15 protein-coding genes and 1 tRNA gene are annotated in these 15,932 nt (G+C 59.1%); 5 read left to right on the top strand and 11 right to left on the bottom strand.

The genetic code is table 11. The annotated features are described in order from the left end of the window. Positions 1-50 precede the first annotated feature (50 nt). The 7 genes from AABE20_RS10990 to AABE20_RS10960 all read right to left on the bottom strand — a co-directional run bounded on the left by AABE20_RS10990 (position 51) and on the right by AABE20_RS10960 (position 6,623). Positions 51-968 (bottom strand): DMT family transporter, encoded by a 918-nt coding sequence (locus tag AABE20_RS10990; protein WP_338333095.1) that lies wholly within the window; start codon positions 966-968, stop codon positions 51-53. A 28-nt stretch (positions 969-996) separates the two neighbouring features. Continuing rightward, positions 997-1,659, bottom strand: coding sequence for a tyrosine-protein phosphatase (locus AABE20_RS10985; RefSeq protein WP_338333094.1), 663 nt, complete (start codon positions 1,657-1,659; stop codon positions 997-999). 180 nt (positions 1,660-1,839) lie between these two features. Further along, positions 1,840-2,622: a succinate dehydrogenase iron-sulfur subunit gene (locus AABE20_RS10980; protein WP_338333093.1), complete on the bottom strand. Its 783-nt coding sequence runs from the start codon at positions 2,620-2,622 to the stop codon at positions 1,840-1,842. A 24-nt stretch (positions 2,623-2,646) separates the two neighbouring features. Then, the gene (gene sdhA, locus AABE20_RS10975) at positions 2,647-4,458 is read right to left on the bottom strand and encodes a succinate dehydrogenase flavoprotein subunit (protein WP_338333092.1); all 1,812 of its coding nucleotides are present in this window, start codon (positions 4,456-4,458) and stop codon (positions 2,647-2,649) included. A 116-nt stretch (positions 4,459-4,574) separates the two neighbouring features. Next, positions 4,575-4,988, bottom strand: a complete 414-nt coding sequence (gene sdhD, locus AABE20_RS10970) for a succinate dehydrogenase, hydrophobic membrane anchor protein (RefSeq protein WP_338333091.1) — start codon at positions 4,986-4,988, stop codon at positions 4,575-4,577. A 1-nt stretch (position 4,989) separates the two neighbouring features. Then, entirely contained in the window at positions 4,990-5,463 is a 474-nt protein-coding gene (gene sdhC / locus AABE20_RS10965) for a succinate dehydrogenase, cytochrome b556 subunit (protein ID WP_338333090.1), read from the bottom strand. A 137-nt stretch (positions 5,464-5,600) separates the two neighbouring features. After that, positions 5,601-6,623, bottom strand: a complete 1,023-nt coding sequence (locus AABE20_RS10960; RefSeq protein ID WP_338333089.1) for an aspartate-semialdehyde dehydrogenase — start codon at positions 6,621-6,623, stop codon at positions 5,601-5,603. Positions 6,624-7,031: 408 nt separating this feature from the next. Here AABE20_RS10960 and AABE20_RS10955 point away from each other — a divergent pair, with 408 nt between their 5' ends. From AABE20_RS10955 to AABE20_RS10935, 5 genes are all read left to right on the top strand, one after another. Beyond that, positions 7,032-8,180 carry an NAD(P) transhydrogenase subunit alpha gene (locus AABE20_RS10955; RefSeq protein WP_338333088.1) on the top strand — a complete coding sequence of 383 codons (1,149 nt, stop codon included), beginning with the start codon at positions 7,032-7,034 and terminating at the stop codon, positions 8,178-8,180. Further along, on the top strand, positions 8,180-8,506 hold the full coding sequence (locus tag AABE20_RS10950; protein ID WP_048854975.1) for an NAD(P) transhydrogenase subunit alpha part 2: 327 nt from the start codon (positions 8,180-8,182) through the stop codon (positions 8,504-8,506). The genes AABE20_RS10955 and AABE20_RS10950 overlap by 1 nt, the downstream gene beginning before the upstream one ends. A 1-nt stretch (position 8,507) precedes the next feature. Further along, positions 8,508-9,923, top strand: coding sequence for an NAD(P)(+) transhydrogenase (Re/Si-specific) subunit beta (locus AABE20_RS10945; RefSeq protein ID WP_253543732.1), 1,416 nt, complete (start codon positions 8,508-8,510; stop codon positions 9,921-9,923). Between the two features lie 65 nt (positions 9,924-9,988). Beyond that, entirely contained in the window at positions 9,989-11,017 is a 1,029-nt protein-coding gene (gene adhP / locus AABE20_RS10940) for an alcohol dehydrogenase AdhP (protein WP_338333087.1), read from the top strand. A 36-nt stretch (positions 11,018-11,053) separates the two neighbouring features. Next, entirely contained in the window at positions 11,054-12,445 is a 1,392-nt protein-coding gene (locus AABE20_RS10935; RefSeq protein WP_338333086.1) for an NAD-dependent succinate-semialdehyde dehydrogenase, read from the top strand. A 210-nt stretch (positions 12,446-12,655) separates the two neighbouring features. On the opposite strand, the gene AABE20_RS10930 is transcribed toward AABE20_RS10935, so the two are convergent. The 4 genes from AABE20_RS10930 to xseA form a co-directional block, all read right to left on the bottom strand. Continuing rightward, a complete protein-coding gene (locus AABE20_RS10930; protein ID WP_338333085.1) occupies positions 12,656-13,831 on the bottom strand; it encodes a phosphoserine transaminase in 1,176 nt (391 codons plus the stop codon). A 31-nt stretch (positions 13,832-13,862) separates the two neighbouring features. Continuing rightward, positions 13,863-13,949: transfer RNA gene (locus AABE20_RS10925), tRNA-Leu, on the bottom strand. Between the two features lie 84 nt (positions 13,950-14,033). Then, positions 14,034-14,372 carry a hypothetical protein gene (locus tag AABE20_RS10920; RefSeq protein WP_338333084.1) on the bottom strand — a complete coding sequence of 113 codons (339 nt, stop codon included), beginning with the start codon at positions 14,370-14,372 and terminating at the stop codon, positions 14,034-14,036. Between the two features lie 90 nt (positions 14,373-14,462). Then, positions 14,463-15,911: an exodeoxyribonuclease VII large subunit gene (gene xseA, locus AABE20_RS10915; protein ID WP_338333083.1), complete on the bottom strand. Its 1,449-nt coding sequence runs from the start codon at positions 15,909-15,911 to the stop codon at positions 14,463-14,465. Positions 15,912-15,932: the final 21 nt, after the last annotated feature.

Raw genomic sequence — 15,932 nt, 5'->3', positions numbered from 1 at the left:
GCTTGCGGCGGTTTTTTTTATGGGGCACGCCCTAACCACAAGCACAGTGCTCAGGTCTGGCCATCTGGCAGCGTAGGCACAACAGGCCGGGGCCGCCCATAAGTCTGCATCAGCACCACGCCGGACATGACCACACACCCGCCAAGCAATGTTTTCAGGGTCGGGACTTCACCCGTCATCACATAAGCAAGCAGCAGGGTTGTCGGGGCCAGCAGATATAAAAACCCCGATGACCGGGCTACACCCATCTGCCCCACCACATGCGCCCAAGCTGCATAACCCAGCACGGCGGGAAAAAGCCCCAGCAAAAACGCCAGCAGCCACGGCCATGGGCCTTGTGCATGCAGGGCCATAAGGCCCCCTGGCAACCAAGGGAGCAGTACGGCCGCCCCAATCAGCAAAATCCACGCGGTGGACGCCAGCGCGCCATACCGTGCGACCAAGGGTTTTTGCAGCAAAAAATACAAAGCCGAACAAAAGGCCGCCGCCAGCACATCCGTAGCCCCAGAGCCAAAGGCAAAACCACCCGGCTGGCCGCTCCCGATCAGTACAATGCCGGTAAAGCTGATGATCGAGCCAACCCACCCCCACAAGGGCAGCGTCTCGCCCAGAAAAACCACAGCCACAAAAGCGGACATGAACGGTGCAAAGTTAATAAGCAGGCTGGTGGCCCCAGCAGAGACCGTCTGCTCGCCCGTGTTGAACAGAATATTGTACAGCGCAATGCCCACGGCCCCACAGAGTATAAACCGGGGCATATCGCGCAATTGAGGGGTTACAGGCCGCCGGATGCAAAACCAGCCCAGCACAATCAGCCCCGCCACAGCGTAGCGCACAGAGGCCAGCGGAACAGGGGGCACATACACCAACGCCATACGCACAAGCGGGTAAGCACTGGCCCAGAACAGAATAGCCGCACAAACAGCCAGAACCGGAACATTGCGCAGCACCGCGCCCTTGTCCGTCATGCAAGCCACCATGTTTGTCTTGGAAGCATTATTCTCTTCTAAGCACCTGATCGGTCAGGAAGGCCGCAATCCGGCCCGCCACAAAATCCTGCTTGAGCGCGGCCTCATCATACTCCGTGCGCAACCAGTCCATGAACGGGATGCGCCCTTCCGCCTGAGCCTGATACCGCAGAAAAAATGCATCCAGAATACCCGTGCGCGACCCACGAAAATGCCCGAACCGCCACGAAAGTTCGCGCAGTGCCTGCTCCGCACTCCCGCCTTCGAACATAACAACCAGTGCGGAGGCCAGACCGGCCCGGTCCGCACCAGACTTGCAATGCATGAGCATGGGGAACTGCAACGTGCTGTACATATCCGCAAACCGCAAAATACGGTCCTTGTGCGGAGCGCCCCTGCTTTCAAACGCCATATCCAGATGGGTTATGCCAATACGTGCAGCCGCACTGCGCGAAAGGGCGTCCGAACCACATTGCCTATGGCCGCGCAGGTTGACCAATGTGCGCAAGCCCAGTTTGCGCACAGCACGGCGCAGGCGGGCAGGGGTCGGGTGGTTGCAGCGGTACACCTTGCCCGGAATAACGGCATGGAAGTTGGTCCAGACCAGACGAAGAATAGCATGGTCGACAAACAGGCTGTCCGTCCATGCTCTGGCACGGCCGGTCAGGGAAGAAAGATGGCCGTTAAACACAAAACCCCCTTATGCATCATGCGGGTGCATGGCTGGCCCCCATGTTCCACCTCCGGCTCCCTACGTCAATATTGGCGCCTGCCCACCACGGCAGCGCACAACCCGAAATAGAAACAACCCCGGCAGGAGGGTGTTCCTGCCGGGGTTGTTCCCAAGTCTTACCAGACTGAGCCTGTCGGCTCAGATCTTGCGTTCGATCTGCAGTTCCTTGATCCGGCCAATGGCCTTGGCCGGGTTCAGCCCCTTGGGGCAGGTCTGGGTGCAGTTCATAATGGTGCGGCACGCATACAGCTTGAACGTGTCTTCCAGTGAATCCAGACGTTCACCAGTATGTTCGTCACGGCTGTCTGCAATCCAGCGGTATGCGGCAAGCAGCACGGCCGGGCCGAGATACTTGTCACCATTCCACCAGTAGGACGGGCAGGACGTGGTGCAGCAGAAGCACAGAATGCACTCCCACATCCCGTCCAGCTTGGCGCGTTCTTCCACGCTCTGGCGGCGCTCGCCATCTGGTGGTGGAGCACTGTCCGACTGCATCCATGGCTGGATGGAGCGGAGCTGCGCGTAAGCACCATCCAGATTGGACACCAGATCCTTGACAATCGGCATATGGGGCAGCGGGTAAATCCGCACATCGCCCTGAATGCTCTTGATCGGCTTGAGGCACGCAAGCGTGTTTTCGCCATCAATGTTCATGGCGCAGGACCCACAGATCCCTTCGCGGCAGGAGCGCCGGAATGTGAGTGTGGGGTCAACGTCATTTTTGATGTGGATGATGGCATCCAGCACCATTGGCCCAATGGTATCCAGATCAAGCTCGTATGAGTCTATGACCGGGTTTTTACCATCGTCAGGGGACCAGCGGTACACCTGAAAGGTTTTAACATTTTTTGCGCCGGCCGGAGCGGGAAAGGTTTTGCCTTTCCCTACGGTGCTGTTACGCGGCAGTCTGAGTTCGACCATGTTCGCCTCCCTTTGCCCTGCGGATCAGTAAACGCGCTTTTTGGGTGGGAAAACCTCGACATCGTCGGTCAGGGTTTTCATATGCACGGGACGATAGGTCAGCTTGACGCCGCCCTTGTCATCCAGCCACGAAACGGAATGTTTGAGCCATTCCTTGTCATCACGATCGGGGTAATCATCGCGGGCATGCGCGCCACGGCTTTCGTGCCGGGCAAGGCCGCTTTCAAGCGTGGCAGTCGCATTGGCCAGCAGATTTTCAAACTCCAGCGCTTCCATCAGGTCACTGTTCCAGATCAGTGAGCTATCGGAAACGGAGATGTCACCCAGACCACTCCAGATTTCGCGGATCTTGTTAACGCCTTCCTGTAGGCTTTCTTGCGTACGGAACACGGCGGCATGGGCCTGCATGTCGCGCTGGAGGCGGTCACGCATGGCGGAAACCTTGGTCCCACCCTTGGCGTAACGCAGCTTGTCCAGACGATCGAGTGCAGCTTCCCCAGCCCCTGCGGGCAGTGGGCGCACAAAGTCCGTCGGCTTGACCACTTCCGCCGCACGGCGGGCAGCCGCACGACCAAACACGATCAGATCGAGCAGAGAGTTGGTGCCAAGGCGGTTCGCACCATGCACGGACACGCAGGCGGCCTCGCCCACGGCCATCAGGCCCGGCACCACCGCATCGGGGTTGTCCGCTGTGGGGCGCACCACTTCGCCGTGAATATTGGTGGGAATACCACCCATATTGTAATGCACGGTTGGCAGAACAGGCACGGGTTCCTTGGTAACGTCCACACCAGCAAAAATACGCGATGTTTCCAGAATACCCGGCAGGCGTTCATGCAGCAGATCGGAACCCAGATGTTCCAGATGCATCATGATGTGGTCTTTTTTGGGACCACAGCCACGGCCTTCCTTGATCTCGATCGTCATGGCGCGGGACACCACATCGCGCGAGGCGAGGTCCTTGGCTGTTGGAGCATAACGCTCCATAAAGCGCTCACCCTCAGAGTTGGTCAGGTAACCCCCTTCACCACGGCAGCCTTCGGTCAGCAGGCAGCCTGCGGGGTAAATACCCGTGGGGTGGAACTGAACAAATTCCATATCCTGCGTGGGCAGGCCAGCACGCATGACCATGCCGTTCCCATCACCCGTACAGGTATGGGCGGATGTGCAGGACTGGTAGGCACGACCATAACCACCCGTGGCCAGCACCACCGTTTTGGCGTTGAAGCGATGGATCGTGCCATCGTCCTGGCACCAGGCCATAACGCCGCGGCATGCGCCCTCGTCATCCATAATCAGGTCAATGGCGAAGTATTCGACAAAGAACTCAACATTATGTTTAAGGCACTGCTGGTACAGCGTATGCAAAATGGCATGGCCCGTGCGGTCGGCAGCGGCACAGGCGCGGGGCACAGGTGCTTTGCCGAAGTCGCTCATATGGCCACCAAAGGGGCGCTGGTAAATTTTGCCTTCTTCCGTGCGGGAGAAAGGAACACCAAAATGTTCCAGTTCCTGCACGGCGGGCACGGCCTCACGCACCATGAATTCGATGGCGTCCTGATCACCCAGCCAGTCAGACCCCTTTACGGTGTCGTACATATGCCAGCGCCAGTTATCCTCGGCCATGTTGCCAAGGGAGGCACCAATACCACCCTGTGCGGCCACGGTGTGGCTACGGGTGGGAAAAACCTTGGTAATGCAAGCGGTGCTCAGGCCAGCGGCCCCCATGCCCAGCGTTGCACGCAGGCCCGAACCACCTGCACCCACGACCACAACATCGTATGCGTGATCAACAATCCGGTAAGCTCCCCGAGAAGGAGAGGAATTGGCATTCATCGTGACGGCGCTCCCATATGCGTTCGGCCTGTCAGTCGTTCAGGTTCATGCCACCGCGTATCCGACCTGTTCCATCGGCGGCACAAGGCTCTTGTATACTTGGGCAGATGCCCGGCTTATTTGCCGGTGCTGCTCCGCGCCACCAGCTTGATCACAGCGAACACGCCAAGCAGCCCCATAAGGGACGTGCCAATCTTGATCAGCAGGCGGGCAGGCAGGTGCGCCTTGCCGTGCACGTAATCGTCCACAATCACCTGCAGGCCAACCTGCGCATGGTAGAATGTGGTAATGATCAGTGCCGCCAGCATGGTGGCGTTCACGGGCTTGCCGCCCCATTTGACCACCTCGGCATGGTCCGCCCCGCCAAGGCGGAACATCTGCACCACAAACCATGTGGAAAGCGGCAGCAGACTGGCGGCGGAAACGCGCTCGGCCCACCAGTGACCAACGCCCGAGTGCCCCGCACCCAGACCGCGTGCACGCCCAAGCTGGGAGCGCATGACTTCAATATGTGGAACAGAAGCGTTCATGTCAGGACACCTTCCCGGCTTTGGCGCGTTTGCTTCTGCGGCACCCCGCCACAGCAAGCAGAGCGACGGCCAGCACGGTGCTCACACCGGCTGTAACACCCACCGCCACTGGGCCATCCTTGTTCAGTTCTTCCTTGTCGTACCGATAACCCGCATCCCAGATGAGATGGCGGATGCCACCGACCGTGTGGTAAACGACCGAAGCCAGCCAGCCCACCAGCACAAGCTTGCCCAGCGGGTTGCCCGTTACCTTACGTGCCGTAGCAAAAGACTTTGGCCCTTTGGCCGCAGCCCCAAGCCAGAAAACGCCCAGTGCGGCACCGGCCGTGGCGATCACTCCCGTGATTCGATTCGAAATGGAAAGAACCATGGAAAGCCGGTAACGGTACACCTGCAAGTGCGGCGACATGGGCCGCTGGATCAGTGTGCCGTCACTTCGGCTCCCTACATAGAGGGCCTTACGGATATCCTGCATTGTCAGCCTCGTACCCCGTGTCTATCCCTGAGTGCTGGTTGCATCCAGCATTTTGCATCGGTTTTGTCCTACGCCCCGTGCCTCGGCCCGGTCAATTCAGTGGATCAACACGAGACCGAGAGGGGGAGGATTCTCACTCAGCCGTGTCTGGGCAGCAGGTCGAGTGCAATCATGGTTTCAGCAATCTGAACCGCGTTCAGAGCCGCACCTTTCCGCAGATTATCGGCAACACACCAGAAGGCCAGACCGTGGGGAACAGTCGGGTCGACACGAAGGCGTGACACGTAGGTTGCATCCTCTCCAACGCATTCAAGCGGGGTCACGTAGCCGCCATCTTCGCGCTGGTCGAGCAGCACAACACCCTCGGACTCCCGCAACGCCTCACGCGCGCGCTCAAGGTCCACCGGCTCCGCAAACTCGGCAATAACCGCTTCGGAGTGCCCGACAAACACCGGCACACGCACGCAGGTGGCCAGAACCTCCACGTCCGGATCGAGGATTTTCTTGGTCTCGACTCGCATCTTCCATTCTTCCTTGGTCGCACCGTCATCCATGAACCGGTCGATCTGGGGAATGCAGTTGAAGGCGATCTGCTTTTGGAACTGTTCGATCTTGGGCGGATCGTTCACAAAGCTGCCACGGGTCTGAGCGAACAGCTCGTCCATGCCATCCTTCCCCGCGCCGGATACGGCCTGATACGTGGAGACCACAACCCGCTTGAGGGTAAACAGATCGTGCAATGGCTTGAGCGCCACCACCATCTGAATGGTCGAGCAGTTCGGGTTGGCAATAATGTTGCGCTTCATGTCCTTAAGGGCGAGGGGGTTTACCTCGGGCACCACCAGCGGCACATCCGGCTCCATGCGGAAGTGCGATGTGTTGTCGATCACAACACAGCCAGCCTTGGCCGCAATGGGCGCATACTTGGCGGACACCGACCCGCCGGGGGAAAACAGCCCTACGTCCCAGCCCTTGAAATCAAAGGTTTCAAGGTTCTGTACTTTCAGAACGCGATCCCCGAAGGACACTTCACGTCCCGCGGAGCGGGGGGAGGCCAGTGCGACAATATCATCCACCGGGAACTCCCGTTCGGCCAGTGTCTTGAGGATTTCCCGTCCCACTGCACCTGTCGCGCCTACAACAGCAACCCGATAACCCATAATCCACCTTTGATTCAGAGCACGTTGAAATCAGCAAAAACGCTCCCCCGCGCGGGGGGCGTTCGATGGCGCGAACCCTAGACCATTCCGCCTGCAAATGGAATTGCCCGCCCTCACGCTTTCCCGCCCCTTCTGGCCAAGCGGTGTTCGGGCCTGGGTGGCAAAGGCACACGCACAACGGAACACCCACGCATGAGAAGAAATGACGCCTGAAACTTATTTATAAAGTGCAATAATGAAAAAAATAATTTTATATCCCGTGGGAAAGGTTTCTTTGACGCATATCAATGCAACCTTTTTCAGATATGCTTGTCATATCAACCAGAAGAAGTTGTGGAGGACGACCGTTTTTCTACCCCGCCATCCCGGTCCCTCCTCACCCCATACAGAATGCATTGGGAAAAGAACGTGACCGTTAAAATTGCCATCCTGAAGGAAACGCAGCCCGACGAACGCCGGGTTGCCATGATTCCCGCGGTAGCACAGCGCATAGCCAAGCTTGGGGCAAATCTTGTTCTGGAGCAGGGAGCGGGAAGTGCTGCAACCTACACCGACGATGCCTACACAAAGGCGGAAGTAACGCAGGAGCCCGATATTGGGAAACTGGTTGCCGATGCGGATATTGTGCTGGCCGTCCAGCCGCCATCGGTCGAGACCGTCAAAAAAATGAAGCCCGGCGCCCTGCTGGTCTCCTTCATTTACGCCCAGACACAGCCTGATCTGGTCAAGGCGTTGCGGGATGGCAAAATCACAACGTTTGCCATGGAGCTTATCCCCCGCATCAGCCGCGCGCAGGCCATGGACGCCCTGTCCAGTCAGGCAGCCCTTGCCGGGTACTACGCCCCCCTGCTGGGCAGTGTACACATGCAAAAAATCCTGCCCATGATGACCACCGCCGTAGGCTCGCTGCGTGCGGCCCGCGTGCTGGTCATGGGCTTGGGTGTTGCAGGGTTGCAGGCACTGGCCACGGCACACCGCCTTGGCGCTGTGTGCGAAGGCTACGACGTGCGCCCAGAAACCAAGGAAGAAGCGGAATCCGTGGGCGCCAAGTTTGTGGACACGGGCATTGATGCACGCGGCGCAGGCGGCTACGCCCGCGAACTGACGGCAGACGAAAAAGCCAAGGTGCGGGCGGCCCTGTCGCAGCATATTGCACAGGCAGACCTGATCATTACCACTGCCGCAGTCCCCGGTCGCAAGGCCCCACGCCTGATTGACGCCGAACAACTGGCAGGCATGAAGGAAGGCTCCGTTGTGGTGGACATGGGTGCGCCCAACGGCGGCAACTGTGAAGGCACCAAGGCGGGTGAGACCATTAAGGTTGGTCCCGTGGTCATGGTTGGCCCGACCAACCTGCCCTCCAGCCTGGCAGCACAGGCCAGCGAGCTGTACGCCAAGAACATTTACAACCTGCTGGAGCAGGTTCTGCATGATGGTGTGCTCAAGCCCGATTTTACAGACGAAGTCATAACCGGCACCACCCTGACCCATGATGGCAAGATTACCAATGCCGCCATCCAGAAGGTCATCGAAGGCACACCAGCGGAGAAAGCATAATGGATTCCGTAACATCCATGACCTTCATTATCGCCCTCTACATCTTCATGCTGGCCGCGTTTACCGGCTACGTGGTGATTAGCCGGGTGCCCTCCATCTTGCACACGCCCCTTATGTCGGGTTCCAACTTTATTCACGGCATTGTGGTGGTTGGCGCGCTGGACGCCCTGTTCAACGCCACCACACTGACCGGGCAGATTATTGGATTTGTCGGCGTTTTTCTGGGAGCAGGGAACGTTATGGGCGGCTACGTCGTAACCGACCGCATGCTGGCCATGTTCCGCCCGAGCCAAAAACAGACACCAGAGAAAAAAGGCCAGCAGTAACATGTTTATCGAATACATTGTTGGTCTGAGTGGACTGATCGCCGCAGGACTGTTCATTTACGGGCTGAAGGCCATGTCCTCCCCCGTAACCGCCGTATCGGGCATTGTTACCGCAGGCTATGGCATGGTGTTTGTGGTTGGGGCCACGTTCCTCAACCTGTTCAACGTCAGCCCCGACGCCCGCCCGCACCTTATGGTCAATGTGGCGCTGGCCGTTGTGGCCCTGCTGCTGGGCTGCCTGTGGACCGGCTGGCGCGGCCGCACGGTGCAGATGACCGCCATGCCGCAGATGGTCGCCATCTTTAACGGCATGGGGGGTGGTTCGGCCGCATCCCTTGCTGCGGTCAGCCTTCTGTCCGACCATGCCACATCCGGCCTGCACCTGAGCGTGACCATTGTTGGCGCGCTTATTGGCTGTATCTCCTTTACCGGGTCGATCATTGCATGGGCCAAGCTTGATGGGCGGATGAGAAAGCCCGTGCGCTTTGGTGGCCAGCGGATCTTCAACGCCGCCCTGTTCCTGATTGCACTTGCACTGGGTGCGCTCACGGTCATGCAGTATGGCACCCCCGAAGGCGTTCTGCCGGGCATTCTGTTCTTTGGTGCGGCCCTGCTGTTTGGCATCTGCATGACCCTGCCCATTGGTGGGGCGGACATGCCGGTTGTGATCTCGCTCTACAACGCCTTTACCGGCCTTGCCGTGGGCCTTGAAGGCTACGTGATGGGCAACCCGGCGCTGATGATTGCAGGTATGGTCGTCGGCTCCGCGGGCACACTGCTGACCGCGCTGATGGCAAAAGCCATGAACCGCTCGCTCACCAACGTGCTGTTCAGCAACTTTGGGGACACGGCAAGCACCGCCAAAGGCCCTGAAGGGGAAATGAAATCTGCCGATCCGTCGGACGCCGCCACCTCCATGCGGTATGCATCCAGCGTGATTATTGTTCCCGGCTACGGTCTGGCCGTGGCGCAGGCGCAGCAGAAGCTGTATGAGTTTGTAAAAATGCTTGTGGCTGATGGTGTGGATGTCAAATTCGCCATCCACCCCGTGGCAGGCCGCATGCCGGGGCACATGAACGTGCTGCTGGCCGAAGCTGGCGTTCCATACGACATGATTTACGATATGGACGATATTAACGACAGCTTTGCCACCACCGACGTTGCCCTGATTATTGGTGCGAATGACGTGGTCAACCCCGAAGCCCTGACCGACAAGTCCTCCCCCATTTATGGCATGCCGATCCTGAACGCTTACAAGTCGCGTCAGGTCTTTGTCATCAAACGTGGGTCCGGCACGGGTTACTCCGGGGTGCAGAACCCGCTCTTCTTCCAGAAGAACTGCACCATGGTCTTTGGGGATGCACAGGCCGTGCTCTCCAAAATGGTCGAAGCTGTTAAAGCGCTCGGCACAGCCTGAGGGCAAGCGGGAGGGAACCAGAAGGTCCCTCCCGTTTTTTTTGTTTGCAACAAAAGGCGAAGATTATGTCAGGCAAGATGAAAGCCGCTGTTGTCCATGAATTTGGCAAGCCGCTCACGCTTGAAGAACTGGACATTCCCTCCATCAACCCCAACCAGATTCTGGTCAAAATGATTGCCTGCGGCGTCTGCCACACAGACCTGCACGCCGCCAGCGGTGACTGGCCAAAAAAACCCACCCTCCCCTTTATTCCCGGGCACGAGGGCGTGGGCACCGTGGTGGAGGTTGGCAGCAATGTTGACTGGATCAAGGAAGGGGACGTGGTTGGCGTGCCATTCCTGTATTCCGCCTGTGGTCACTGCGAGCACTGCTACGCGGGTTGGGAAACCCTGTGCCAGAAGCAGGAAGAGACCGGCTACTCCGTTAATGGCTGCTTTGCGGAATACGTGGTGGCGGACCCCGGTTATGTCGCCCATATTCCTGCGGGAGCGGACCCCATTAAAATTGCACCGGTTCTGTGCGCGGGGCTGACCGTTTACAAGGGTCTGAAAATGACCGACACGCGGGCGGGTGACTGGGTTGCCGTATCCGGCGCGGGTGGGCTGGGGCAGATGGCCATCCAGTATGGCGTTGCCATGGGCCTGAACATGATTGCGGTGGATATTGACGACGCCAAACTTGAAACCGCACGGAAACTTGGCGCTGCACACACCGTTAACGCCAGAACAACGGACCCGGCGGCCTTTATCCAGAAGGAAGTCGGCGGCGCTCATGGGGGGTTGATCACGGCTGTTTCCACCAAGGCCTTTTCTCAGGCCATGGGGTATGTGCGTGCTGGTGGCACACTGGTCCTGAATGGCCTGCCGCCGGGGGACTTCCCCATTTCCATTTTTGATATGGTCATGAACGCCATTACCATCCGTGGCTCCATTGTGGGTACCCGGCTGGACATGATTGAGGCCCTGTCCTTCTTTGCTGAAGGAAAAGTGACCTCGGTTACCAAGACTGATCGGCTTGAAAACATCAATCAGATATTTGATGATCTTGAGCATGGTCGTGTTGAAGGGCGTGTTGTTCTGGATTTCAGGAACTAACCGCTCTCAATAGTGACGAACAAAAGGATTTTTTCCATGGCTTACGCAACGACAAACCCTTTTACCGAAGAACAGGTCAAGGTTTTTCCAAGCCCGACTGATGCCGAAGTGGATGCAGCGCTGGACAAGGGCCATGCTGCCTTCAAAAAATGGAAAAACACATCTTTTGCTGAACGTGCCCGCGTTTTGCAAAAAGCGGCCGATCTGCTGCGCGCCAACGTGGACGAATACTCCAAGCTGCTGACGCTGGAAATGGGCAAGCTTTACGCCGAAGCCAAGGCGGAAACCGAACTGTCCGCCGCAATTTTTGAATATTACGCGGTCAATGCAGAACGCCTGCTGGCCCCAGAAGTGCTGCCGCTTGCCTCCGTCAAGGAAGGTCGCGCCAAGATCGTGTTCGAAGCTCAGGGCATTCTGCTGGCTATTGAACCGTGGAACTTCCCGTTCTATCAGGTTGCCCGCATTATTGCGCCGCAGCTCTCCGCGGGTAACGTGGTTATTCTCAAGCACGCATCCAACGTGCCGCAGTGTGCCGCAGCCATGGAAAAGCTGATGCATGATGCCGGTCTGCTTGAAGGTGGGTTCCAGAACCTTTACCCCACGCGTGACCAGCTGGCCAAGATTATTGCCGACATCCGCGTACGTGGCGTGGCCCTGACCGGTTCCGAAGGGGCAGGTGCGAAGGTTGCTTCTGAAGCGGGTCTTGCGCTCAAAAAATGCACCATGGAACTCGGTGGGTCCGATGCCCTGATCGTGCTCAACGATGCCGATGTGGAAAAAGCCGCCAAGTGGGCCGTTTTTGGCCGCCACTGGAACGGTGGGCAGGTGTGCGTTAACTCCAAGCGCATGATTGTGGAAGACGGCGTTTACGACAAGTTTGTCGATCTGTACCGCAAGGGTATTGCAGCCCTTCGCATGGGCGACCCGATGGACCCCGCCACCACGCTGCCGCCCTTGTCCTCCCGCGGGGCTGTGGACGGTCTGAAGCAGCAGGTTGCCGATGCCGTGGCACAGGGTGCAAAAGCAGAAGAAATTCCGCTGGAAATGCCCAACAAAGGCTGTTTCTTCCGTCCGGTTATTCTGACCGATCTGGAAGAAAGCAACCCGGCCCGTCGTACGGAATTCTTTGGCCCCGTGACCATGCTCTTCCGTGCGAAAGATGCTGACCACGCCATTGAAATTGCCAATGACTCCCCCTACGGCCTTGGTGGGTCCATCTTCACCAAAGACGAAGAACGTGGTGCGGAACTGGCACGGCGGATTGATACGGGCATGGTCTACATTAACCACCCGACCATGGTTAAAGCCGATCTGCCGTTTGGTGGCGTCAAGCGTTCGGGCTTTGGCCGCGAACTGCTCGGTCTTGGCCTGAAAGAGTTCGTCAATGCCAAGCTGATTGACATTGTGGACATTGACGCACCGTTCTAATGCAACGTTGAACGGCGTGAACTGAAAAGGGCGGAAGGAGAAATCCTTCCGCCCTTTTTGTAGGGGGTATTGCCACAGTAACTTTGGAATACCCTCTACATGGATCATACTTTTTCCGGACTGATCCTTGGCCACTCAGGCATTAAAAAAGGCCGGGTGCGAAGCACACGGCCTTTTTTACACAATGGTCAGGCTTTGCGCCTTAACAGCTTACGCAGGCACAACCAGCGCAAATGCCCAGTCCAGCCACGGCAGCAACGCGGCAATATCGGCTGTCTCTACCGTTGCGCCACCCCATATCCGCAAGCCCACGGGGGCATCACGGTAGCTGGCAAGGTCAAAACCAATGCCTTCCTTATCCAGCACGGACAGCATTGTTTTAACTGTTGCCATCTGCCTGTCGCGCTCCAGCGCCAGAAACCAGGGGGCCACAATACGCAGGCAGATAGCCGTGGAGGACCGTTCCTCCTCTTTTTCCGCCAAAAAGGACACCCAGTCGGTTTTTTGCACCCAAGCGGCAACGGCTGCCAGATTGGCCTGTGAGCGGGCTTTAAGCCCCTCCAGCCCACCAACGGACTCCGCCCAGCGCAGGCTATCCAGCGCATCTTCCACACACAGCATGGAAGGGGTGTTGATGGTATCGCCCTTAAAAATGCCCTCAATCAGCGCATCCTTGGCGGTCATGCGGAAGATTTTGGGCAGAGGGCGGGGGGATTTGTAGGTTTGCAGCCGTTCCACCGCGCGGGGGGAAAGTGCAATCATGCCATGGGCGGCCTCGCCCCCAAGGGCTTTCTGCCAGGACCATGTAACCACATCCAGCCGGTCCCATGGCAGGTCCATGGCAAAGGCCGCCGATGTGGCATCGCAGATCACCAGTCCCTCATGCTCGGCGGGAATGGCGTTGGCCGAAGGCAGGCGCACGCCAGAGGTGGTGCCATTCCATGCCAACACCACGTCATGCGCCCAGTTGACCTCTGACAGATCGGGCAGTTGACCGTAATCGGCTTTGAGCACACGGGTGTTGTCCAGCTTGAGCTGGGTCACAATATCCTGCGCCCACAGGGCCGAAAAACTTTCAAACGCCAGCACGTCCACCGGGCGCGCACCCAGCAGGGACCACAGAGCCATTTCCACCGCTCCCGTGTCGGACGCGGGAACAATGCCCACACGCCAGCCTTCGGGCACACCCAGAATACTGCGCGAACGCACAATAACCTCATTCAGCCGCGCGCGCCCTTCTGGCGAGCGGTGAGAGCGGCCGACCAGCGCGTTATCGAGTGCTGCAAGGCTCCACCCCGGGCGTTTGGCGCACGGACCGGACGAAAAACAGGGATTGAGCGGGCGAATGGCCGGGCGGGACGAAGCGGAAGGGGAAAGGGCGTTCATAACCTTGGCCGAGAAGAGGAAGGGACAAGTCTGGTGCGAGAGAGGGGACTCGAACCCCTAAGCCCGTAAGGGCGGTCGATTTTGAGTCGACTACGTCTACCAGTTCCGTCACTCTCGCGAACTGCTTTTTCCCCTACCAGCAAATTGCCGCCCGGAAAAGGGTTTGTTGGCCGCATTTGTTACACAAAGCGCCTCAACCGGCCTAGCGGCAGACGCGCTGCGTGCCATCTGCTGCAATATAGGTGCCGGTCTGGGTATTATAGCACGCACTGCGTACGCAACTGCCCCCTACAGCCAAGGGCTGGGGGTAGTTCTGCACGGCCATGGCCATAGCCTCCCGCGCGGCAGCACCACATAGGGGCGTATTGGCGGGGGCTGAGGGATCGTTCACCAACTGACTTTCGTTGGCGGGAGGGGCTTCCGCACTCAGCCCCGGCGCAAAGCTCTGTGGGGGAATACGGGTGGGTGGGCTGGCACACCCGGCCAGCAGCCCAAGCATGAGGGCCGAACCCAAAACCGGAATACGAACAGGAATGGACATGCGCTTCTGTCTTTCAGCACGCGGTGGCGTGTCGCCCACACGGTTGTAAGGGCCAGCATACCCGTATGCCAGCCTGTACCCAAGCCGGACTTACAGGTCCAGCAACCCCTGCACCGGACGGCTCCCAATAACGGCGCGGCAGGAACCATCGCCAAAGGTCAGGTCAACCTGCTGCCCGTTTTTGAGTTCGGTGACCTTTGTAACAGGGTGGCCCTCCGCCGTAACCAGCGCATACCCCCGTGCCAGCACAGCCTGAGGCGATACGGCCTCCAGTTGCCCCGCAGCGCCACCCAGCGCAATCCGCCGCTCGCGCAAAAGCGCCATAAGAGGGGCGGGGGATACACGGCAACGACCCAGCCGCCCTTCCTGACGTTGCAGCGTGTGCTGCATACCGCCTGCAAAAGCCCCCCCCAGCACGGCAAGCCGTGTTCTGCGGCCAGAGAGCAGCGTTTCCACCGCAGGCATGTGCCGCTCCACCGCCACCAGATCCGCCTTACGGCGGCGGACAAGGGCAGGCAGAGCCACATCCAGCCTGCGGCCTCGGTCATCCAGTTGCATGCGCGCGGTCTGCACAAGGGCAGGCAGGTCGGGCAGGGCGGCGGCGGCCCTGTCCAGCCTGAGCCGGGCCGTTTGCATATGCCGCGCCAGCGCCCCTGTGGCACGGGCCGCGCGGTGTTCGATCTCGGCCAGCAGTTCGCTCCGCACGGGCACGGCCATTTCCGCCGCGGCTGTAGGGGTTGGCGCTCTGCGGTCGGATGCAAAGTCGATCAGGGTTGTATCGGTCTCATGCCCCACAGCCGAGATCAGGGGGATGGAACAGGCCGCCGCCGCCCGGACCACGCCTTCATCGTTAAACGCCATCAGGTCTTCGAGCGAGCCGCCACCGCGCGCCACAATAACCACATCGGGGCGGGGCACCACGCCTGTGCCATCCAGCGCGGAAAAGCCGTTAATGGCGGCCACAATCTGGGCGGCGGCCCCTTCGCCCTGTACTGGCACGGGCCACACCACCACAGGGCGCGGGAAGCGCCGCCTGAGGGTTGTGCAAATATCATGCAGCACCGCCCCCTGGGGGGAGGTCACAACCCCGATCACGCGGGGCAACAGGGGAATGGGGCTTTTGCGGGCGGGGTCAAACAGCCCCTCCTCCCCCAGTCTGATCCGCAGGCGTTCAATACGGGCAAGAAGCGCGCCTTCACCCGCGTATTCCATGCGCTCCACAATAAGCTGGTAGCTTGAGCGCTCGCCGTAAGCGGAGACCTTGCCGGTTGCAATAATTTCCAGCCCGTTTTCGGGCACCAGACCAAGGCGGCTTACGCTGCCACGCCACACCACGCCGGAAATCTTGCCCTGCTCGTCCTTGAGCGAAAAATAGATGTGCCCGGAGGGGTAGCGTTTGAATTCCGTAATTTCGCCACGCACGCGTACGCGGCTGAACGAACCCTCCAGCGTACGCCGGATTGCGCCGGAAATTTCCGAAACCGTATATTCAGGGACATTGCCGCCAGAAGGGGGGGCGGCTCCAAACTCTTCGTGCATCCGCACAACCTATGCTACAGA

Source organism: Acetobacter zythi (assembly GCF_963921165.1).
Taxonomy (GTDB): domain Bacteria; phylum Pseudomonadota; class Alphaproteobacteria; order Acetobacterales; family Acetobacteraceae; genus Acetobacter.
This window is presented reverse-complemented; position numbering and strand designations above follow the sequence as displayed.